We start from the raw sequence: 26,501 nt of genomic DNA on the forward strand, positions 1-26,501 counted from the left end.
ATGAGCGACAATCAGACTTCGTTTGCAAAAATGGGCAGCCCAATTGGCTTTTTCTCTCAAGTAACTGGAACCGTCATTGTTCGTTCATTAGATGGACAAGAGCGTGTAATACACGTCGGTGATCCTATTTATTTCGGTGAAAAAGTTATAACCGGGCCAAGTGACAGTGCCACCATTAATTTTGTCGATGGGACTCAAATAGTAATAGGCAGTGAGTCCGTTGTTGATATGAACGATGAGGTCTATACGCCGGGCGATACCTCTTCTTTAGCTCAAGACTCATCAACAGACGCCAACTCACTCCAGCAAGCTATTTTAGCAGGGCAAGACCCGACGTTAATTCAAAACGCGCCAGCGGCGGGTAACGATATCATTGTCAGTGAACAAAGTGCTGATATTGTTACAGTAGAACGTCTTAATGAAACCGTTACGCCAACCTATGGTTACGATACAAATAATAACTTTACCTCAAGTACAGGTGGTTTTGATACGACACCCACACCTTCAAGAGATCGTTCTGCCTCCGTTATCAACGTGACAGGCACGACCACAGGAGATGATACTTCTCCTGTAGTTAATGTTTCACGGGTTACAGATGCAAGTGCGACAGAAGGGCAAAATGTGTCCTTTGGTGTGACGCTTTCAGGTGCCACAACCGCAGCACAAACATTTACTTTAACTCTATCTAATATAACCACGAGTCCGGGCGATGTGGTTGCCTCTGGCATTACGTTTACGAATGGTGTGGTGAACAATAATAACGGCACGATTACCGTGCCCGCAGGCGTAACAAATTTTACCGCTAATGTTCCCACGGTTGATGATAAGACTAATGAGCCAAATGAAACCTTCACGTTGACCGTGGGTGGTGTAAGTGGAACTGGAACAATTATTGATGACGATGTTTCTAAACCTGTTATTGCCAGTATTGATGATAATGGCTCCACGCCTGAGGGTGAGAACGCTATTTTTAGCCTTTCTCTAAATCAAGCCTCTCCAACCGATGTTACCGTTAAGTTGACGACGAACTTTATTACTGCCAGCGCCAATGATATTGGCACAATGACAGCGAGCTATGTTGATGCTAATGGAAAAACGCAGCCGTTGGTCATTAATGCTGATGGTACGCTAACCATTCCGGCAGGTGTGACAAGTGTTGCCTTAACCGTTCCGACCATTGATGACTCAACTTCAGAAGGAGATGAAACATTCAGTGTACATGTTGACGGTGTGACAGGTGTGGTGGCAGATGATAGTGCCACTACCGTTATTATAGATAACCATGGTACGCCGAGCATCGACTTGACGATCGTCGGCGACGGCGATATCAGCGCTGCTGAATCAACCACGGTGACCTTGTCAGGGACCACTTCGAATGTTGAAACGGGTCGGACAGTGACCTTGACGGTGACGGACAGTACTGCGCACACAGAGACGTTCACCGCGACCGTGGGTGAGGATGGCAAGTTTACAACCAGTGCGGACCTAAGTGGTCTGGCCGATGGCACGTTGACTGTGAAAGCGGATGTGACAGACGCGGCGGGTAACGAAGCGACGTCCACAGACAGTGCGATCCTGGATACGACGGCGGCGGGTGCGCCAGGTGTGACCATCACAACAGATGGCAACGACGACGGCTACATCAGCAAGTCCGAGTTGGATGGTGCCACAGACGTGAAGGTGAGCATCAGCTTGAAAGGCACAGGCGCGGTAGAAGGCGATACCTTGACGGTGAACGGCAAGGAGATGGTACTGACAGCGGCTCAAATCGCAGCAGAGGGCGTATCGACGACGGTGGCGGCGCCAAAAGACGGCGCGACGTTGACCGTGACAGCGACCATTACCGATGCAGCGGGTAACGTGTCAGCGCCAGGAACAGACAGTGCGATCCTGGATACGACGGCGGCGGGTGCGCCAGGTGTGACCATCACAACAGATGGCAACGACGACGGCTACATCAGCAAGTCCGAGTTGGATGGTGCCACAGACGTGAAGGTGAGCATCAGCTTGAAAGGCACAGGCGCGGTAGAAGGCGATACCTTGACGGTGAACGGCAAGGAGATGGTACTGACAGCGGCTCAAATCGCAGCAGAGGGCGTATCGACGACGGTGGCGGCGCCAAAAGACGGCGCGACGTTGACCGTGACAGCGACCATTACCGATGCAGCGGGTAACGTGTCAGCGCCAGGAACAGACAGTGCGATCCTGGATACGACGGCGGCGGGTGCGCCAGGTGTGACCATCACAACAGATGGCAACGACGACGGCTACATCAGCAAGTCCGAGTTGGATGGTGCCACAGACGTGAAGGTGAGCATCAGCTTGAAAGGCACAGGCGCGGTAGAAGGCGATACCTTGACGGTGAACGGCAAGGAGATGGTACTGACAGCGGCTCAAATCGCAGCAGAGGGCGTATCGACGACGGTGGCGGCGCCAAAAGACGGCGCGACGTTGACCGTGACAGCGACCATTACCGATGCAGCGGGTAACGTGTCAGCGCCAGGAACAGACAGTGCGATCCTGGATACGACGGCGGCGGGTGCGCCAGGTGTGACCATCACAACAGATGGCAACGACGACGGCTACATCAGCAAGTCCGAGTTGGATGGTGCCACAGACGTGAAGGTGAGCATCAGCTTGAAAGGCACAGGCGCGGTAGAAGGCGATACCTTGACGGTGAACGGCAAGGAGATGGTACTGACAGCGGCTCAAATCGCAGCAGAGGGCGTATCGACGACGGTGGCGGCGCCAAAAGACGGCGCGACGTTGACCGTGACAGCGACCATTACCGATGCAGCGGGTAACGTGTCAGCGCCAGGAACAGACAGTGCGATCCTGGATACGACGGCGGCGGGTGCGCCAGGTGTGACCATCACAACAGATGGCAACGACGACGGCTACATCAGCAAGTCCGAGTTGGATGGTGCCACAGACGTGAAGGTGAGCATCAGCTTGAAAGGCACAGGCGCGGTAGAAGGCGATACCTTGACGGTGAACGGCAAGGAGATGGTACTGACAGCGGCTCAAATCGCAGCAGAGGGCGTATCGACGACGGTGGCGGCGCCAAAAGACGGCGCGACGTTGACCGTGACAGCGACCATTACCGATGCAGCGGGTAACGTGTCAGCGCCAGGAACAGACAGTGCGATCCTGGATACGACGGCGGCGGGTGCGCCAGGTGTGACCATCACAACAGATGGCAACGACGACGGCTACATCAGCAAGTCCGAGTTGGATGGTGCCACAGACGTGAAGGTGAGCATCAGCTTGAAAGGCACAGGCGCGGTAGAAGGCGATACCTTGACGGTGAACGGCAAGGAGATGGTACTGACAGCGGCTCAAATCGCAGCAGAGGGCGTATCGACGACGGTGGCGGCGCCAAAAGACGGCGCGACGTTGACCGTGACAGCGACCATTACCGATGCAGCGGGTAACGTGTCAGCGCCAGGAACAGACAGTGCGATCCTGGATACGACGGCGGCGGGTGCGCCAGGTGTGACCATCACAACAGATGGCAACGACGACGGCTACATCAGCAAGTCCGAGTTGGATGGTGCCACAGACGTGAAGGTGAGCATCAGCTTGAAAGGCACAGGCGCGGTAGAAGGCGATACCTTGACGGTGAACGGCAAGGAGATGGTACTGACAGCGGCTCAAATCGCAGCAGAGGGCGTATCGACGACGGTGGCGGCGCCAAAAGACGGCGCGACGTTGACCGTGACAGCGACCATTACCGATGCAGCGGGTAACGTGTCAGCGCCAGGAACAGACAGTGCGATCCTGGATACGACGGCGGCGGGTGCGCCAGGTGTGACCATCACAACAGATGGCAACGACGACGGCTACATCAGCAAGTCCGAGTTGGATGGTGCCACAGACGTGAAGGTGAGCATCAGCTTGAAAGGCACAGGCGCGGTAGAAGGCGATACCTTGACGGTGAACGGCAAGGAGATGGTACTGACAGCGGCTCAAATCGCAGCAGAGGGCGTATCGACGACGGTGGCGGCGCCAAAAGACGGCGCGACGTTGACCGTGACAGCGACCATTACCGATGCAGCGGGTAACGTGTCAGCGCCAGGAACAGACAGTGCGATCCTGGATACGACGGCGGCGGGTGCGCCAGGTGTGACCATCACAACAGATGGCAACGACGACGGCTACATCAGCAAGTCCGAGTTGGATGGTGCCACAGACGTGAAGGTGAGCATCAGCTTGAAAGGCACAGGCGCGGTAGAAGGCGATACCTTGACGGTGAACGGCAAGGAGATGGTACTGACAGCGGCTCAAATCGCAGCAGAGGGCGTATCGACGACGGTGGCGGCGCCAAAAGACGGCGCGACGTTGACCGTGACAGCGACCATTACCGATGCAGCGGGTAACGTGTCAGCGCCAGGAACAGACAGTGCGATCCTGGATACGACGGCGGCGGGTGCGCCAGGTGTGACCATCACAACAGATGGCAACGACGACGGCTACATCAGCAAGTCCGAGTTGGATGGTGCCACAGACGTGAAGGTGAGCATCAGCTTGAAAGGCACAGGCGCGGTAGAAGGCGATACCTTGACGGTGAACGGCAAGGAGATGGTACTGACAGCGGCTCAAATCGCAGCAGAGGGCGTATCGACGACGGTGGCGGCGCCAAAAGACGGCGCGACGTTGACCGTGACAGCGACCATTACCGATGCAGCGGGTAACGTGTCAGCGCCAGGAACAGACAGTGCGATCCTGGATACGACGGCGGCGGGTGCGCCAGGTGTGACCATCACAACAGATGGCAACGACGACGGCTACATCAGCAAGTCCGAGTTGGATGGTGCCACAGACGTGAAGGTGAGCATCAGCTTGAAAGGCACAGGCGCGGTAGAAGGCGATACCTTGACGGTGAACGGCAAGGAGATGGTACTGACAGCGGCTCAAATCGCAGCAGAGGGCGTATCGACGACGGTGGCGGCGCCAAAAGACGGCGCGACGTTGACCGTGACAGCGACCATTACCGATGCAGCGGGTAACGTGTCAGCGCCAGGAACAGACAGTGCGATCCTGGATACGACGGCGGCGGGTGCGCCAGGTGTGACCATCACAACAGATGGCAACGACGACGGCTACATCAGCAAGTCCGAGTTGGATGGTGCCACAGACGTGAAGGTGAGCATCAGCTTGAAAGGCACAGGCGCGGTAGAAGGCGATACCTTGACGGTGAACGGCAAGGAGATGGTACTGACAGCGGCTCAAATCGCAGCAGAGGGCGTATCGACGACGGTGGCGGCGCCAAAAGACGGCGCGACGTTGACCGTGACAGCGACCATTACCGATGCAGCGGGTAACGTGTCAGCGCCAGGAACAGACAGTGCGATCCTGGATACGACGGCGGCGGGTGCGCCAGGTGTGACCATCACAACAGATGGCAACGACGACGGCTACATCAGCAAGTCCGAGTTGGATGGTGCCACAGACGTGAAGGTGAGCATCAGCTTGAAAGGCACAGGCGCGGTAGAAGGCGATACCTTGACGGTGAACGGCAAGGAGATGGTACTGACAGCGGCTCAAATCGCAGCAGAGGGCGTATCGACGACGGTGGCGGCGCCAAAAGACGGCGCGACGTTGACCGTGACAGCGACCATTACCGATGCAGCGGGTAACGTGTCAGCGCCAGGAACAGACAGTGCGATCCTGGATACGACGGCGGCGGGTGCGCCAGGTGTGACCATCACAACAGATGGCAACGACGACGGCTACATCAGCAAGTCCGAGTTGGATGGTGCCACAGACGTGAAGGTGAGCATCAGCTTGAAAGGCACAGGCGCGGTAGAAGGCGATACCTTGACGGTGAACGGCAAGGAGATGGTACTGACAGCGGCTCAAATCGCAGCAGAGGGCGTATCGACGACGGTGGCGGCGCCAAAAGACGGCGCGACGTTGACCGTGACAGCGACCATTACCGATGCAGCGGGTAACGTGTCAGCGCCAGGAACAGACAGTGCGATCCTGGATACGACGGCGGCGGGTGCGCCAGGTGTGACCATCACAACAGATGGCAACGACGACGGCTACATCAGCAAGTCCGAGTTGGATGGTGCCACAGACGTGAAGGTGAGCATCAGCTTGAAAGGCACAGGCGCGGTAGAAGGCGATACCTTGACGGTGAACGGCAAGGAGATGGTACTGACAGCGGCTCAAATCGCAGCAGAGGGCGTATCGACGACGGTGGCGGCGCCAAAAGACGGCGCGACGTTGACCGTGACAGCGACCATTACCGATGCAGCGGGTAACGTGTCAGCGCCAGGAACAGACAGTGCGATCCTGGATACGACGGCGGCGGGTGCGCCAGGTGTGACCATCACAACAGATGGCAACGACGACGGCTACATCAGCAAGTCCGAGTTGGATGGTGCCACAGACGTGAAGGTGAGCATCAGCTTGAAAGGCACAGGCGCGGTAGAAGGCGATACCTTGACGGTGAACGGCAAGGAGATGGTACTGACAGCGGCTCAAATCGCAGCAGAGGGCGTATCGACGACGGTGGCGGCGCCAAAAGACGGCGCGACGTTGACCGTGACAGCGACCATTACCGATGCAGCGGGTAACGTGTCAGCGCCAGGAACAGACAGTGCGATCCTGGATACGACGGCGGCGGGTGCGCCAGGTGTGACCATCACAACAGATGGCAACGACGACGGCTACATCAGCAAGTCCGAGTTGGATGGTGCCACAGACGTGAAGGTGAGCATCAGCTTGAAAGGCACAGGCGCGGTAGAAGGCGATACCTTGACGGTGAACGGCAAGGAGATGGTACTGACAGCGGCTCAAATCGCAGCAGAGGGCGTATCGACGACGGTGGCGGCGCCAAAAGACGGCGCGACGTTGACCGTGACAGCGACCATTACCGATGCAGCGGGTAACGTGTCAGCGCCAGGAACAGACAGTGCGATCCTGGATACGACGGCGGCGGGTGCGCCAGGTGTGACCATCACAACAGATGGCAACGACGACGGCTACATCAGCAAGTCCGAGTTGGATGGTGCCACAGACGTGAAGGTGAGCATCAGCTTGAAAGGCACAGGCGCGGTAGAAGGCGATACCTTGACGGTGAACGGCAAGGAGATGGTACTGACAGCGGCTCAAATCGCAGCAGAGGGCGTATCGACGACGGTGGCGGCGCCAAAAGACGGCGCGACGTTGACCGTGACAGCGACCATTACCGATGCAGCGGGTAACGTGTCAGCGCCAGGAACAGACAGTGCGATCCTGGATACGACGGCGGCGGGTGCGCCAGGTGTGACCATCACAACAGATGGCAACGACGACGGCTACATCAGCAAGTCCGAGTTGGATGGTGCCACAGACGTGAAGGTGAGCATCAGCTTGAAAGGCACAGGCGCGGTAGAAGGCGATACCTTGACGGTGAACGGCAAGGAGATGGTACTGACAGCGGCTCAAATCGCAGCAGAGGGCGTATCGACGACGGTGGCGGCGCCAAAAGACGGCGCGACGTTGACCGTGACAGCGACCATTACCGATGCAGCGGGTAACGTGTCAGCGCCAGGAACAGACAGTGCGATCCTGGATACGACGGCGGCGGGTGCGCCAGGTGTGACCATCACAACAGATGGCAACGACGACGGCTACATCAGCAAGTCCGAGTTGGATGGTGCCACAGACGTGAAGGTGAGCATCAGCTTGAAAGGCACAGGCGCGGTAGAAGGCGATACCTTGACGGTGAACGGCAAGGAGATGGTACTGACAGCGGCTCAAATCGCAGCAGAGGGCGTATCGACGACGGTGGCGGCGCCAAAAGACGGCGCGACGTTGACCGTGACAGCGACCATTACCGATGCAGCGGGTAACGTGTCAGCGCCAGGAACAGACAGTGCGATCCTGGATACGACGGCGGCGGGTGCGCCAGGTGTGACCATCACAACAGATGGCAACGACGACGGCTACATCAGCAAGTCCGAGTTGGATGGTGCCACAGACGTGAAGGTGAGCATCAGCTTGAAAGGCACAGGCGCGGTAGAAGGCGATACCTTGACGGTGAACGGCAAGGAGATGGTACTGACAGCGGCTCAAATCGCAGCAGAGGGCGTATCGACGACGGTGGCGGCGCCAAAAGACGGCGCGACGTTGACCGTGACAGCGACCATTACCGATGCAGCGGGTAACGTGTCAGCGCCAGGAACAGACAGTGCGATCCTGGATACGACGGCGGCGGGTGCGCCAGGTGTGACCATCACAACAGATGGCAACGACGACGGCTACATCAGCAAGTCCGAGTTGGATGGTGCCACAGACGTGAAGGTGAGCATCAGCTTGAAAGGCACAGGCGCGGTAGAAGGCGATACCTTGACGGTGAACGGCAAGGAGATGGTACTGACAGCGGCTCAAATCGCAGCAGAGGGCGTATCGACGACGGTGGCGGCGCCAAAAGACGGCGCGACGTTGACCGTGACAGCGACCATTACCGATGCAGCGGGTAACGTGTCAGCGCCAGGAACAGACAGTGCGATCCTGGATACGACGGCGGCGGGTGCGCCAGGTGTGACCATCACAACAGATGGCAACGACGACGGCTACATCAGCAAGTCCGAGTTGGATGGTGCCACAGACGTGAAGGTGAGCATCAGCTTGAAAGGCACAGGCGCGGTAGAAGGCGATACCTTGACGGTGAACGGCAAGGAGATGGTACTGACAGCGGCTCAAATCGCAGCAGAGGGCGTATCGACGACGGTGGCGGCGCCAAAAGACGGCGCGACGTTGACCGTGACAGCGACCATTACCGATGCAGCGGGTAACGTGTCAGCGCCAGGAACAGACAGTGCGATCCTGGATACGACGGCGGCGGGTGCGCCAGGTGTGACCATCACAACAGATGGCAACGACGACGGCTACATCAGCAAGTCCGAGTTGGATGGTGCCACAGACGTGAAGGTGAGCATCAGCTTGAAAGGCACAGGCGCGGTAGAAGGCGATACCTTGACGGTGAACGGCAAGGAGATGGTACTGACAGCGGCTCAAATCGCAGCAGAGGGCGTATCGACGACGGTGGCGGCGCCAAAAGACGGCGCGACGTTGACCGTGACAGCGACCATTACCGATGCAGCGGGTAACGTGTCAGCGCCAGGAACAGACAGTGCGATCCTGGATACGACGGCGGCGGGTGCGCCAGGTGTGACCATCACAACAGATGGCAACGACGACGGCTACATCAGCAAGTCCGAGTTGGATGGTGCCACAGACGTGAAGGTGAGCATCAGCTTGAAAGGCACAGGCGCGGTAGAAGGCGATACCTTGACGGTGAACGGCAAGGAGATGGTACTGACAGCGGCTCAAATCGCAGCAGAGGGCGTATCGACGACGGTGGCGGCGCCAAAAGACGGCGCGACGTTGACCGTGACAGCGACCATTACCGATGCAGCGGGTAACGTGTCAGCGCCAGGAACAGACAGTGCGATCCTGGATACGACGGCGGCGGGTGCGCCAGGTGTGACCATCACAACAGATGGCAACGACGACGGCTACATCAGCAAGTCCGAGTTGGATGGTGCCACAGACGTGAAGGTGAGCATCAGCTTGAAAGGCACAGGCGCGGTAGAAGGCGATACCTTGACGGTGAACGGCAAGGAGATGGTACTGACAGCGGCTCAAATCGCAGCAGAGGGCGTATCGACGACGGTGGCGGCGCCAAAAGACGGCGCGACGTTGACCGTGACAGCGACCATTACCGATGCAGCGGGTAACGTGTCAGCGCCAGGAACAGACAGTGCGATCCTGGATACGACGGCGGCGGGTGCGCCAGGTGTGACCATCACAACAGATGGCAACGACGACGGCTACATCAGCAAGTCCGAGTTGGATGGTGCCACAGACGTGAAGGTGAGCATCAGCTTGAAAGGCACAGGCGCGGTAGAAGGCGATACCTTGACGGTGAACGGCAAGGAGATGGTACTGACAGCGGCTCAAATCGCAGCAGAGGGCGTATCGACGACGGTGGCGGCGCCAAAAGACGGCGCGACGTTGACCGTGACAGCGACCATTACCGATGCAGCGGGTAACGTGTCAGCGCCAGGAACAGACAGTGCGATCCTGGATACGACGGCGGCGGGTGCGCCAGGTGTGACCATCACAACAGATGGCAACGACGACGGCTACATCAGCAAGTCCGAGTTGGATGGTGCCACAGACGTGAAGGTGAGCATCAGCTTGAAAGGCACAGGCGCGGTAGAAGGCGATACCTTGACGGTGAACGGCAAGGAGATGGTACTGACAGCGGCTCAAATCGCAGCAGAGGGCGTATCGACGACGGTGGCGGCGCCAAAAGACGGCGCGACGTTGACCGTGACAGCGACCATTACCGATGCAGCGGGTAACGTGTCAGCGCCAGGAACAGACAGTGCGATCCTGGATACGACGGCGGCGGGTGCGCCAGGTGTGACCATCACAACAGATGGCAACGACGACGGCTACATCAGCAAGTCCGAGTTGGATGGTGCCACAGACGTGAAGGTGAGCATCAGCTTGAAAGGCACAGGCGCGGTAGAAGGCGATACCTTGACGGTGAACGGCAAGGAGATGGTACTGACAGCGGCTCAAATCGCAGCAGAGGGCGTATCGACGACGGTGGCGGCGCCAAAAGACGGCGCGACGTTGACCGTGACAGCGACCATTACCGATGCAGCGGGTAACGTGTCAGCGCCAGGAACAGACAGTGCGATCCTGGATACGACGGCGGCGGGTGCGCCAGGTGTGACCATCACAACAGATGGCAACGACGACGGCTACATCAGCAAGTCCGAGTTGGATGGTGCCACAGACGTGAAGGTGAGCATCAGCTTGAAAGGCACAGGCGCGGTAGAAGGCGATACCTTGACGGTGAACGGCAAGGAGATGGTACTGACAGCGGCTCAAATCGCAGCAGAGGGCGTATCGACGACGGTGGCGGCGCCAAAAGACGGCGCGACGTTGACCGTGACAGCGACCATTACCGATGCAGCGGGTAACGTGTCAGCGCCAGGAACAGACAGTGCGATCCTGGATACGACGGCGGCGGGTGCGCCAGGTGTGACCATCACAACAGATGGCAACGACGACGGCTACATCAGCAAGTCCGAGTTGGATGGTGCCACAGACGTGAAGGTGAGCATCAGCTTGAAAGGCACAGGCGCGGTAGAAGGCGATACCTTGACGGTGAACGGCAAGGAGATGGTACTGACAGCGGCTCAAATCGCAGCAGAGGGCGTATCGACGACGGTGGCGGCGCCAAAAGACGGCGCGACGTTGACCGTGACAGCGACCATTACCGATGCAGCGGGTAACGTGTCAGCGCCAGGAACAGACAGTGCGATCCTGGATACGACGGCGGCGGGTGCGCCAGGTGTGACCATCACAACAGATGGCAACGACGACGGCTACATCAGCAAGTCCGAGTTGGATGGTGCCACAGACGTGAAGGTGAGCATCAGCTTGAAAGGCACAGGCGCGGTAGAAGGCGATACCTTGACGGTGAACGGCAAGGAGATGGTACTGACAGCGGCTCAAATCGCAGCAGAGGGCGTATCGACGACGGTGGCGGCGCCAAAAGACGGCGCGACGTTGACCGTGACAGCGACCATTACCGATGCAGCGGGTAACGTGTCAGCGCCAGGAACAGACAGTGCGATCCTGGATACGACGGCGGCGGGTGCGCCAGGTGTGACCATCACAACAGATGGCAACGACGACGGCTACATCAGCAAGTCCGAGTTGGATGGTGCCACAGACGTGAAGGTGAGCATCAGCTTGAAAGGCACAGGCGCGGTAGAAGGCGATACCTTGACGGTGAACGGCAAGGAGATGGTACTGACAGCGGCTCAAATCGCAGCAGAGGGCGTATCGACGACGGTGGCGGCGCCAAAAGACGGCGCGACGTTGACCGTGACAGCGACCATTACCGATGCAGCGGGTAACGTGTCAGCGCCAGGAACAGACAGTGCGATCCTGGATACGACGGCGGCGGGTGCGCCAGGTGTGACCATCACAACAGATGGCAACGACGACGGCTACATCAGCAAGTCCGAGTTGGATGGTGCCACAGACGTGAAGGTGAGCATCAGCTTGAAAGGCACAGGCGCGGTAGAAGGCGATACCTTGACGGTGAACGGCAAGGAGATGGTACTGACAGCGGCTCAAATCGCAGCAGAGGGCGTATCGACGACGGTGGCGGCGCCAAAAGACGGCGCGACGTTGACCGTGACAGCGACCATTACCGATGCAGCGGGTAACGTGTCAGCGCCAGGAACAGACAGTGCGATCCTGGATACGACGGCGGCGGGTGCGCCAGGTGTGACCATCACAACAGATGGCAACGACGACGGCTACATCAGCAAGTCCGAGTTGGATGGTGCCACAGACGTGAAGGTGAGCATCAGCTTGAAAGGCACAGGCGCGGTAGAAGGCGATACCTTGACGGTGAACGGCAAGGAGATGGTACTGACAGCGGCTCAAATCGCAGCAGAGGGCGTATCGACGACGGTGGCGGCGCCAAAAGACGGCGCGACGTTGACCGTGACAGCGACCATTACCGATGCAGCGGGTAACGTGTCAGCGCCAGGAACAGACAGTGCGATCCTGGATACGACGGCGGCGGGTGCGCCAGGTGTGACCATCACAACAGATGGCAACGACGACGGCTACATCAGCAAGTCCGAGTTGGATGGTGCCACAGACGTGAAGGTGAGCATCAGCTTGAAAGGCACAGGCGCGGTAGAAGGCGATACCTTGACGGTGAACGGCAAGGAGATGGTACTGACAGCGGCTCAAATCGCAGCAGAGGGCGTATCGACGACGGTGGCGGCGCCAAAAGACGGCGCGACGTTGACCGTGACAGCGACCATTACCGATGCAGCGGGTAACGTGTCAGCGCCAGGAACAGACAGTGCGATCCTGGATACGACGGCGGCGGGTGCGCCAGGTGTGACCATCACAACAGATGGCAACGACGACGGCTACATCAGCAAGTCCGAGTTGGATGGTGCCACAGACGTGAAGGTGAGCATCAGCTTGAAAGGCACAGGCGCGGTAGAAGGCGATACCTTGACGGTGAACGGCAAGGAGATGGTACTGACAGCGGCTCAAATCGCAGCAGAGGGCGTATCGACGACGGTGGCGGCGCCAAAAGACGGCGCGACGTTGACCGTGACAGCGACCATTACCGATGCAGCGGGTAACGTGTCAGCGCCAGGAACAGACAGTGCGATCCTGGATACGACGGCGGCGGGTGCGCCAGGTGTGACCATCACAACAGATGGCAACGACGACGGCTACATCAGCAAGTCCGAGTTGGATGGTGCCACAGACGTGAAGGTGAGCATCAGCTTGAAAGGCACAGGCGCGGTAGAAGGCGATACCTTGACGGTGAACGGCAAGGAGATGGTACTGACAGCGGCTCAAATCGCAGCAGAGGGCGTATCGACGACGGTGGCGGCGCCAAAAGACGGCGCGACGTTGACCGTGACAGCGACCATTACCGATGCAGCGGGTAACGTGTCAGCGCCAGGAACAGACAGTGCGATCCTGGATACGACGGCGGCGGGTGCGCCAGGTGTGACCATCACAACAGATGGCAACGACGACGGCTACATCAGCAAGTCCGAGTTGGATGGTGCCACAGACGTGAAGGTGAGCATCAGCTTGAAAGGCACAGGCGCGGTAGAAGGCGATACCTTGACGGTGAACGGCAAGGAGATGGTACTGACAGCGGCTCAAATCGCAGCAGAGGGCGTATCGACGACGGTGGCGGCGCCAAAAGACGGCGCGACGTTGACCGTGACAGCGACCATTACCGATGCAGCGGGTAACGTGTCAGCGCCAGGAACAGACAGTGCGATCCTGGATACGACGGCGGCGGGTGCGCCAGGTGTGACCATCACAACAGATGGCAACGACGACGGCTACATCAGCAAGTCCGAGTTGGATGGTGCCACAGACGTGAAGGTGAGCATCAGCTTGAAAGGCACAGGCGCGGTAGAAGGCGATACCTTGACGGTGAACGGCAAGGAGATGGTACTGACAGCGGCTCAAATCGCAGCAGAGGGCGTATCGACGACGGTGGCGGCGCCAAAAGACGGCGCGACGTTGACCGTGACAGCGACCATTACCGATGCAGCGGGTAACGTGTCAGCGCCAGGAACAGACAGTGCGATCCTGGATACGACGGCGGCGGGTGCGCCAGGTGTGACCATCACAACAGATGGCAACGACGACGGCTACATCAGCAAGTCCGAGTTGGATGGTGCCACAGACGTGAAGGTGAGCATCAGCTTGAAAGGCACAGGCGCGGTAGAAGGCGATACCTTGACGGTGAACGGCAAGGAGATGGTACTGACAGCGGCTCAAATCGCAGCAGAGGGCGTATCGACGACGGTGGCGGCGCCAAAAGACGGCGCGACGTTGACCGTGACAGCGACCATTACCGATGCAGCGGGTAACGTGTCAGCGCCAGGAACAGACAGTGCGATCCTGGATACGACGGCGGCGGGTGCGCCAGGTGTGACCATCACAACAGATGGCAACGACGACGGCTACATCAGCAAGTCCGAGTTGGATGGTGCCACAGACGTGAAGGTGAGCATCAGCTTGAAAGGCACAGGCGCGGTAGAAGGCGATACCTTGACGGTGAACGGCAAGGAGATGGTACTGACAGCGGCTCAAATCGCAGCAGAGGGCGTATCGACGACGGTGGCGGCGCCAAAAGACGGCGCGACGTTGACCGTGACAGCGACCATTACCGATGCAGCGGGTAACGTGTCAGCGCCAGGAACAGACAGTGCGATCCTGGATACGACGGCGGCGGGTGCGCCAGGTGTGACCATCACAACAGATGGCAACGACGACGGCTACATCAGCAAGTCCGAGTTGGATGGTGCCACAGACGTGAAGGTGAGCATCAGCTTGAAAGGCACAGGCGCGGTAGAAGGCGATACCTTGACGGTGAACGGCAAGGAGATGGTACTGACAGCGGCTCAAATCGCAGCAGAGGGCGTATCGACGACGGTGGCGGCGCCAAAAGACGGCGCGACGTTGACCGTGACAGCGACCATTACCGATGCAGCGGGTAACGTGTCAGCGCCAGGAACAGACAGTGCGATCCTGGATACGACGGCGGCGGGTGCGCCAGGTGTGACCATCACAACAGATGGCAACGACGACGGCTACATCAGCAAGTCCGAGTTGGATGGTGCCACAGACGTGAAGGTGAGCATCAGCTTGAAAGGCACAGGCGCGGTAGAAGGCGATACCTTGACGGTGAACGGCAAGGAGATGGTACTGACAGCGGCTCAAATCGCAGCAGAGGGCGTATCGACGACGGTGGCGGCGCCAAAAGACGGCGCGACGTTGACCGTGACAGCGACCATTACCGATGCAGCGGGTAACGTGTCAGCGCCAGGAACAGACAGTGCGATCCTGGATACGACGGCGGCGGGTGCGCCAGGTGTGACCATCACAACAGATGGCAACGACGACGGCTACATCAGCAAGTCCGAGTTGGATGGTGCCACAGACGTGAAGGTGAGCATCAGCTTGAAAGGCACAGGCGCGGTAGAAGGCGATACCTTGACGGTGAACGGCAAGGAGATGGTACTGACAGCGGCTCAAATCGCAGCAGAGGGCGTATCGACGACGGTGGCGGCGCCAAAAGACGGCGCGACGTTGACCGTGACAGCGACCATTACCGATGCAGCGGGTAACGTGTCAGCGCCAGGAACAGACAGTGCGATCCTGGATACGACGGCGGCGGGTGCGCCAGGTGTGACCATCACAACAGATGGCAACGACGACGGCTACATCAGCAAGTCCGAGTTGGATGGTGCCACAGACGTGAAGGTGAGCATCAGCTTGAAAGGCACAGGCGCGGTAGAAGGCGATACCTTGACGGTGAACGGCAAGGAGATGGTACTGACAGCGGCTCAAATCGCAGCAGAGGGCGTATCGACGACGGTGGCGGCGCCAAAAGACGGCGCGACGTTGACCGTGACAGCGACCATTACCGATGCAGCGGGTAACGTGTCAGCGCCAGGAACAGACAGTGCGATCCTGGATACGACGGCGGCGGGTGCGCCAGGTGTGACCATCACAACAGATGGCAACGACGACGGCTACATCAGCAAGTCCGAGTTGGATGGTGCCACAGACGTGAAGGTGAGCATCAGCTTGAAAGGCACAGGCGCGGTAGAAGGCGATACCTTGACGGTGAACGGCAAGGAGATGGTACTGACAGCGGCTCAAATCGCAGCAGAGGGCGTATCGACGACGGTGGCGGCGCCAAAAGACGGCGCGACGTTGACCGTGACAGCGACCATTACCGATGCAGCGGGTAACGTGTCAGCGCCAGGAACAGACAGTGCGATCCTGGATACGACGGCGGCGGGTGCGCCAGGTGTGACCATCACAACAGATGGCAACGACGACGGCTACATCAGCAAGTCCGAGTTGGATGGTGCCACAGACGTGAAGGTGAGCATCAGCTTGAAAGGCACAGGCGCGGTAGAAGGCGATACCTTGACGGTGAACGGCAAGGAGATGGTACTGACAGCGGCTCAAATCGCAGCAGAGGGCGTATCGACGACGGTGGCGGCGCCAAAAGACGGCGCGACGTTGACCGTGACAGCGACCATTACCGATGCAGCGGGTAACGTGTCAGCGCCAGGAACAGACAGTGCGATCCTGGATACGACGGCGGCGGGTGCGCCAGGTGTGACCATCACAACAGATGGCAACGACGACGGCTACATCAGCAAGTCCGAGTTGGATGGTGCCACAGACGTGAAGGTGAGCATCAGCTTGAAAGGCACAGGCGCGGTAGAAGGCGATACCTTGACGGTGAACGGCAAGGAGATGGTACTGACAGCGGCTCAAATCGCAGCAGAGGGCGTATCGACGACGGTGGCGGCGCCAAAAGACGGCGCGACGTTGACCGTGACAGCGACCATTACCGATGCAGCGGGTAACGTGTCAGCGCCAGGAACAGACAGTGCGATCCTGGATACGACGGCGGCGGGTGCGCCAGGTGTGACCATCACAACAGATGGCAACGACGACGGCTACATCAGCAAGTCCGAGTTGGATGGTGCCACAGACGTGAAGGTGAGCATCAGCTTGAAAGGCACAGGCGCGGTAGAAGGCGATACCTTGACGGTGAACGGCAAGGAGATGGTACTGACAGCGGCTCAAATCGCAGCAGAGGGCGTATCGACGACGGTGGCGGCGCCAAAAGACGGCGCGACGTTGACCGTGACAGCGACCATTACCGATGCAGCGGGTAACGTGTCAGCGCCAGGAACAGACAGTGCGATCCTGGATACGACGGCGGCGGGTGCGCCAGGTGTGACCATCACAACAGATGGCAACGACGACGGCTACATCAGCAAGTCCGAGTTGGATGGTGCCACAGACGTGAAGGTGAGCATCAGCTTGAAAGGCACAGGCGCGGTAGAAGGCGATACCTTGACGGTGAACGGCAAGGAGATGGTACTGACAGCGGCTCAAATCGCAGCAGAGGGCGTATCGACGACGGTGGCGGCGCCAAAAGACGGCGCGACGTTGACCGTGACAGCGACCATTACCGATGCAGCGGGTAACGTGTCAGCGCCAGGAACAGACAGTGCGATCCTGGATACGACGGCGGCGGGTGCGCCAGGTGTGACCATCACAACAGATGGCAACGACGACGGCTACATCAGCAAGTCCGAGTTGGATGGTGCCACAGACGTGAAGGTGAGCATCAGCTTGAAAGGCACAGGCGCGGTAGAAGGCGATACCTTGACGGTGAACGGCAAGGAGATGGTACTGACAGCGGCTCAAATCGCAGCAGAGGGCGTATCGACGACGGTGGCGGCGCCAAAAGACGGCGCGACGTTGACCGTGACAGCGACCATTACCGATGCAGCGGGTAACGTGTCAGCGCCAGGAACAGACAGTGCGATCCTGGATACGACGGCGGCGGGTGCGCCAGGTGTGACCATCACAACAGATGGCAACGACGACGGCTACATCAGCAAGTCCGAGTTGGATGGTGCCACAGACGTGAAGGTGAGCATCAGCTTGAAAGGCACAGGCGCGGTAGAAGGCGATACCTTGACGGTGAACGGCAAGGAGATGGTACTGACAGCGGCTCAAATCGCAGCAGAGGGCGTATCGACGACGGTGGCGGCGCCAAAAGACGGCGCGACGTTGACCGTGACAGCGACCATTACCGATGCAGCGGGTAACGTGTCAGCGCCAGGAACAGACAGTGCGATCCTGGATACGACGGCGGCGGGTGCGCCAGGTGTGACCATCACAACAGATGGCAACGACGACGGCTACATCAGCAAGTCCGAGTTGGATGGTGCCACAGACGTGAAGGTGAGCATCAGCTTGAAAGGCACAGGCGCGGTAGAAGGCGATACCTTGACGGTGAACGGCAAGGAGATGGTACTGACAGCGGCTCAAATCGCAGCAGAGGGCGTATCGACGACGGTGGCGGCGCCAAAAGACGGCGCGACGTTGACCGTGACAGCGACCATTACCGATGCAGCGGGTAACGTGTCAGCGCCAGGAACAGACAGTGCGATCCTGGATACGACGGCGGCGGGTGCGCCAGGTGTGACCATCACAACAGATGGCAACGACGACGGCTACATCAGCAAGTCCGAGTTGGATGGTGCCACAGACGTGAAGGTGAGCATCAGCTTGAAAGGCACAGGCGCGGTAGAAGGCGATACCTTGACGGTGAACGGCAAGGAGATGGTACTGACAGCGGCTCAAATCGCAGCAGAGGGCGTATCGACGACGGTGGCGGCGCCAAAAGACGGCGCGACGTTGACCGTGACAGCGACCATTACCGATGCAGCGGGTAACGTGTCAGCGCCAGGAACAGACAGTGCGATCCTGGATACGACGGCGGCGGGTGCGCCAGGTGTGACCATCACAACAGATGGCAACGACGACGGCTACATCAGCAAGTCCGAGTTGGATGGTGCCACAGACGTGAAGGTGAGCATCAGCTTGAAAGGCACAGGCGCGGTAGAAGGCGATACCTTGACGGTGAACGGCAAGGAGATGGTACTGACAGCGGCTCAAATCGCAGCAGAGGGCGTATCGACGACGGTGGCGGCGCCAAAAGACGGCGCGACGTTGACCGTGACAGCGACCATTACCGATGCAGCGGGTAACGTGTCAGCGCCAGGAACAGACAGTGCGATCCTGGATACGACGGCGGCGGGTGCGCCAGGTGTGACCATCACAACAGATGGCAACGACGACGGCTACATCAGCAAGTCCGAGTTGGATGGTGCCACAGACGTGAAGGTGAGCATCAGCTTGAAAGGCACAGGCGCGGTAGAAGGCGATACCTTGACGGTGAACGGCAAGGAGATGGTACTGACAGCGGCTCAAATCGCAGCAGAGGGCGTATCGACGACGGTGGCGGCGCCAAAAGACGGCGCGACGTTGACCGTGACAGCGACCATTACCGATGCAGCGGGTAACGTGTCAGCGCCAGGAACAGACAGTGCGATCCTGGATACGACGGCGGCGGGTGCGCCAGGTGTGACCATCACAACAGATGGCAACGACGACGGCTACATCAGCAAGTCCGAGTTGGATGGTGCCACAGACGTGAAGGTGAGCATCAGCTTGAAAGGCACAGGCGCGGTAGAAGGCGATACCTTGACGGTGAACGGCAAGGAGATGGTACTGACAGCGGCTCAAATCGCAGCAGAGGGCGTATCGACGACGGTGGCGGCGCCAAAAGACGGCGCGACGTTGACCGTGACAGCGACCATTACCGATGCAGCGGGTAACGTGTCAGCGCCAGGAACAGACAGTGCGATCCTGGATACGACGGCGGCGGGTGCGCCAGGTGTGACCATCACAACAGATGGCAACGACGACGGCTACATCAGCAAGTCCGAGTTGGATGGTGCCACAGACGTGAAGGTGAGCATCAGCTTGAAAGGCACAGGCGCGGTAGAAGGCGATACCTTGACGGTGAACGGCAAGGAGATGGTACTGACAGCGGCTCAAATCGCAGCAGAGGGCGTATCGACGACGGTGGCGGCGCCAAAAGACGGCGCGACGTTGACCGTGACAGCGACCATTACCGATGCAGCGGGTAACGTGTCAGCGCCAGGAACAGACAGTGCGATCCTGGATACGACGGCGGCGGGTGCGCCAGGTGTGACCATCACAACAGATGGCAACGACGACGGCTACATCAGCAAGTCCGAGTTGGATGGTGCCACAGACGTGAAGGTGAGCATCAGCTTGAAAGGCACAGGCGCGGTAGAAGGCGATACCTTGACGGTGAACGGCAAGGAGATGGTACTGACAGCGGCTCAAATCGCAGCAGAGGGCGTATCGACGACGGTGGCGGCGCCAAAAGACGGCGCGACGTTGACCGTGACAGCGACCATTACCGATGCAGCGGGTAACGTGTCAGCGCCAGGAACAGACAGTGCGATCCTGGATACGACGGCGGCGGGTGCGCCAGGTGTGACCATCACAACAGATGGCAACGACGACGGCTACATCAGCAAGTCCGAGTTGGATGGTGCCACAGACGTGAAGGTGAGCATCAGCTTGAAAGGCACAGGCGCGGTAGAAGGCGATACCTTGACGGTGAACGGCAAGGAGATGGTACTGACAGCGGCTCAAATCGCAGCAGAGGGCGTATCGACGACGGTGGCGGCGCCAAAAGACGGCGCGACGTTGACCGTGACAGCGACCATTACCGATGCAGCGGGTAACGTGTCAGCGCCAGGAACAGACAGTGCGATCCTGGATACGACGGCGGCGGGTGCGCCAGGTGTGACCATCACAACAGATGGCAACGACGACGGCTACATCAGCAAGTCCGAGTTGGATGGTGCCACAGACGTGAAGGTGAGCATCAGCTTGAAAGGCACAGGCGCGGTAGAAGGCGATACCTTGACGGTGAACGGCAAGGAGATGGTACTGACAGCGGCTCAAATCGCAGCAGAGGGCGTATCGACGACGGTGGCGGCGCCAAAAGACGGCGCGACGTTGACCGTGACAGCGACCATTACCGATGCAGCGGGTAACGTGTCAGCGCCAGGAACAGACAGTGCGATCCTGGATACGACGGCGGCGGGTGCGCCAGGTGTGACCATCACAACAGATGGCAACGACGACGGCTACATCAGCAAGTCCGAGTTGGATGGTGCCACAGACGTGAAGGTGAGCATCAGCTTGAAAGGCACAGGCGCGGTAGAAGGCGATACCTTGACGGTGAACGGCAAGGAGATGGTACTGACAGCGGCTCAAATCGCAGCAGAGGGCGTATCGACGACGGTGGCGGCGCCAAAAGACGGCGCGACGTTGACCGTGACAGCGACCATTACCGATGCAGCGGGTAACGTGTCAGCGCCAGGAACAGACAGTGCGATCCTGGATACGACGGCGGCGGGTGCGCCAGGTGTGACCATCACAACAGATGGCAACGACGACGGCTACATCAGCAAGTCCGAGTTGGATGGTGCCACAGACGTGAAGGTGAGCATCAGCTTGAAAGGCACAGGCGCGGTAGAAGGCGATACCTTGACGGTGAACGGCAAGGAGATGGTACTGACAGCGGCTCAAATCGCAGCAGAGGGCGTATCGACGACGGTGGCGGCGCCAAAAGACGGCGCGACGTTGACCGTGACAGCGACCATTACCGATGCAGCGGGTAACGTGTCAGCGCCAGGAACAGACAGTGCGATCCTGGATACGACGGCGGCGGGTGCGCCAGGTGTGACCATCACAACAGATGGCAACGACGACGGCTACATCAGCAAGTCCGAGTTGGATGGTGCCACAGACGTGAAGGTGAGCATCAGCTTGAAAGGCACAGGCGCGGTAGAAGGCGATACCTTGACGGTGAACGGCAAGGAGATGGTACTGACAGCGGCTCAAATCGCAGCAGAGGGCGTATCGACGACGGTGGCGGCGCCAAAAGACGGCGCGACGTTGACCGTGACAGCGACCATTACCGATGCAGCGGGTAACGTGTCAGCGCCAGGAACAGACAGTGCGATCCTGGATACGACGGCGGCGGGTGCGCCAGGTGTGACCATCACAACAGATGGCAACGACGACGGCTACATCAGCAAGTCCGAGTTGGATGGTGCCACAGACGTGAAGGTGAGCATCAGCTTGAAAGGCACAGGCGCGGTAGAAGGCGATACCTTGACGGTGAACGGCAAGGAGATGGTACTGACAGCGGCTCAAATCGCAGCAGAGGGCGTATCGACGACGGTGGCGGCGCCAAAAGACGGCGCGACGTTGACCGTGACAGCGACCATTACCGATGCAGCGGGTAACGTGTCAGCGCCAGGAACAGACAGTGCGATCCTGGATACGACGGCGGCGGGTGCGCCAGGTGTGACCATCACAACAGATGGCAACGACGACGGCTACATCAGCAAGTCCGAGTTGGATGGTGCCACAGACGTGAAGGTGAGCATCAGCTTGAAAGGCACAGGCGCGGTAGAAGGCGATACCTTGACGGTGAACGGCAAGGAGATGGTACTGACAGCGGCTCAAATCGCAGCAGAGGGCGTATCGACGACGGTGGCGGCGCCAAAAGACGGCGCGACGTTGACCGTGACAGCGACCATTACCGATGCAGCGGGTAACGTGTCAGCGCCAGGAACAGACAGTGCGATCCTGGATACGACGGCGGCGGGTGCGCCAGGTGTGACCATCACAACAGATGGCAACGACGACGGCTACATCAGCAAGTCCGAGTTGGATGGTGCCACAGACGTGAAGGTGAGCATCAGCTTGAAAGGCACAGGCGCGGTAGAAGGCGATACCTTGACGGTGAACGGCAAGGAGATGGTACTGACAGCGGCTCAAATCGCAGCAGAGGGCGTATCGACGACGGTGGCGGCGCCAAAAGACGGCGCGACGTTGACCGTGACAGCGACCATTACCGATGCAGCGGGTAACGTGTCAGCGCCAGGAACAGACAGTGCGATCCTGGATACGACGGCGGCGGGTGCGCCAGGTGTGACCATCACAACAGATGGCAACGACGACGGCTACATCAGCAAGTCCGAGTTGGATGGTGCCACAGACGTGAAGGTGAGCATCAGCTTGAAAGGCACAGGCGCGGTAGAAGGCGATACCTTGACGGTGAACGGCAAGGAGATGGTACTGACAGCGGCTCAAATCGCAGCAGAGGGCGTATCGACGACGGTGGCGGCGCCAAAAGACGGCGCGACGTTGACCGTGACAGCGACCATTACCGATGCAGCGGGTAACGTGTCAGCGCCAGGAACAGACAGTGCGATCCTGGATACGACGGCGGCGGGTGCGCCAGGTGTGACCATCACAACAGATGGCAACGACGACGGCTACATCAGCAAGTCCGAGTTGGATGGTGCCACAGACGTGAAGGTGAGCATCAGCTTGAAAGGCACAGGCGCGGTAGAAGGCGATACCTTGACGGTGAACGGCAAGGAGATGGTACTGACAGCGGCTCAAATCGCAGCAGAGGGCGTATCGACGACGGTGGCGGCGCCAAAAGACGGCGCGACGTTGACCGTGACAGCGACCATTACCGATGCAGCGGGTAACGTGTCAGCGCCAGGAACAGACAGTGCGATCCTGGATACGACGGCGGCGGGTGCGCCAGGTGTGACCATCACAACAGATGGCAACGACGACGGCTACATCAGCAAGTCCGAGTTGGATGGTGCCACAGACGTGAAGGTGAGCATCAGCTTGAAAGGCACAGGCGCGGTAGAAGGCGATACCTTGACGGTGAACGGCAAGGAGATGGTACTGACAGCGGCTCAAATCGCAGCAGAGGGCGTATCGACGACGGTGGCGGCGCCAAAAGACGGCGCGACGTTGACCGTGACAGCGACCATTACCGATGCAGCGGGTAACGTGTCAGCGCCAGGAACAGACAGTGCGATCCTGGATACGACGGCGGCGGGTGCGCCAGGTGTGACCATCACAACAGATGGCAACGACGACGGCTACATCAGCAAGTCCGAGTTGGATGGTGCCACAGACGTGAAGGTGAGCATCAGCTTGAAAGGCACAGGCGCGGTAGAAGGCGATACCTTGACGGTGAACGGCAAGGAGATGGTACTGACAGCGGCTCAAATCGCAGCAGAGGGCGTATCGACGACGGTGGCGGCGCCAAAAGACGGCGCGACGTTGACCGTGACAGCGACCATTACCGATGCAGCGGGTAACGTGTCAGCGCCAGGAACAGACAGTGCGATCCTGGATACGACGGTAACGGTTGACGCGGGTATTTCTGTTGAATTTTCACATATCAATACAACGACCGTTGCGTCTCAATCTGCTCAGCTTTTGGGTAGTTTGTCTTCATTCCTTAATGGTCAGCAGAACATTAAATCTGAAACGGAAGTTCAGCTTGAAAAAGGTACGTTTGGACAGACTAAGATAGTTCAGTTTGGTTTAGAGGCATCGGCATTAGGTGGTGGGGACTTTGCGCTCTATGAACCGACGGAGACAAAGGATATCAATAGTATTGTATTTAATCCATCAGCGCCTTTGGTTGTTCCCGCTGCAACAGTAACTGAGCCTGATACAACAGATGTTCCTGTGCATACCGATAAAGTTACAGGTGTCTACCAGATGCCATCTGAATCTAATGATGAAGTATTTGCGAAGGATACGGTTCAGTATGATGTTATTAAGTCAAATGATAATGACAATCTACTTGAGTTTGAAGGTGACTTAAAAGGCTCAACCATTGTTACCAAAGACGGGAACGATGTGGTTATTGTTAATGGTGACCTTAGTCAATCTTCTGCTTTTTTAGGTGATGGAAATGATCAAATAAAAGTGGATGGGGAGCTTATTGGTTCGTCCATTAATACAGATACTATTGATAGTAATGGAAATGATGTTGTTGAAACGACCGGAAACATGAGATCTTCTACTATTAATACAGGTGCTGGTAATGACTCTGTTCATATTGATGGTCAGATGCTGTTGTCTAGTATTGATACAGAAGGTGGAGATGATACCGTTGTAGTGGATGGAACAATGCTGCAATCTAGTATTCATACAGAAGGCGGCAATGATGCCGTTGTTGTGGATGGTACAATGCTGGGTTCACACATTGATACTGGAGACGGCAATGATATTGTTGTGGTTGATGGCAATATGTGGAAATCGACCATTAATACAGGGGCAGGTAATGATATTATTGCTATTAATGATTTAGGAGGGGTCGTAAACGGTGGTTCGGGTACAGATGTTTTATATCTAGGTAAGACTGCTGATCATTATAAATTTGAGTCCATTACTTTCCTTTGTGATGTACATGGCCTAGGCAATATGAATGGTATCTTGGTCGACAAAGATACTGGAGATAAGCTAGCCTTTAGTAACATTGAAGGTTTTGGTTTTGGTAAAGGGGATGGGGTTGCCCTGACGAATACGGAAACAACTTACGAATATAACGTTGATATTAGTGCCGCAGTAACCAGTGTTGCGGATAACGCAGCGACGTTGACTGTTACTATTACAGGAGTACCAGATAACGCAACCCTTAGTGAAGGTACTAAAAATCCTGATGGTACATGGTCAATCAATGTACCTCATAATAGTGAGGCTCTTGATTCTATCGATAAAGATCTCACGATGACAGTACCAGACGGAAACACAAACTTCTCACTAGGTATTACTGCAAAAGCTACGGATGCTGCTGGCAACACTGCAACGGCTCACGATAGTAGTGCTGTTGATGTAGACCACTCTACTCATACCCAACCAGATATAGGGAATGGAATAGAAGACCATACTTTATCAGTTAATGCTGACAACGGTGTGTTGTCTAACGATTCAGACTTAGATGGTGGGCTGAAGGTTTCTACCTTTACAGTTGAGGGCGATAATACATCATATTCGGTGGGTAGTACGGTTGTTATCAAAGGAACTAGCGGGGTTGATGAAGGGAAAGATGTCGGCACCCTAACCTTAAATGCAGATGGTTCCTATAAATTTGTACCAACGGCAAATTGGTCTGGTGATGTTCCACAAGTGACTTATACAACGTCAACTGGGGCCAGTGATACGTTATCCATTAAAATAGCCGCAGTAGCTGATACGCCAGAGTTTGATACCACTAATAGTGTGCACTCTAATGGCCTGAACTACCATGTTTGGAATAATGTGGATTCAGGAGCCGGTCATAATGCAGTAGGTGGTAAGGGGGTTGCTCCTGATAGATTAGCTGAAATTGTTGCTAGTCATAGTGATTCTACCGCTGCCGTGAGTTCAACCGTAGATGGCATATTTGCTGCGCCATCTAAGGACGTTGGTACGCTAACGGTCATTAATGGATTTATCTACCTTGAGAAAGGAAGTACATACCAATTTACTGGTACTGGAGACGATAGTCTCTATATTAAAGTTGGTGCAGAAGTCGATGCCCAAGCGGAATGGGGGCATGATAAAGGGGCGATTGATAGTAAGACGATTACGGTGGAAGAGTC

At 57.7% G+C, this 26,501-nt stretch carries 1 protein-coding gene (cut by a window edge); it reads left to right on the forward strand.

What is annotated here, in order from left to right; all coding sequences use genetic code 11:
* Positions 1 to 26,501: the 5' portion of a hypothetical protein gene (locus tag AC0VYG_RS09325; RefSeq protein ID WP_475432034.1), read on the forward strand. The gene runs 3,418 nt beyond the window's last position; the window shows 26,501 of its 29,919 coding nt (coding positions 1-26,501); its start codon is at positions 1 to 3; its stop codon lies off the right edge, out of view.

Source organism: Marinomonas sp. 63XJN7_7_ISO-PGPR-S23-202 (assembly GCF_056173505.1).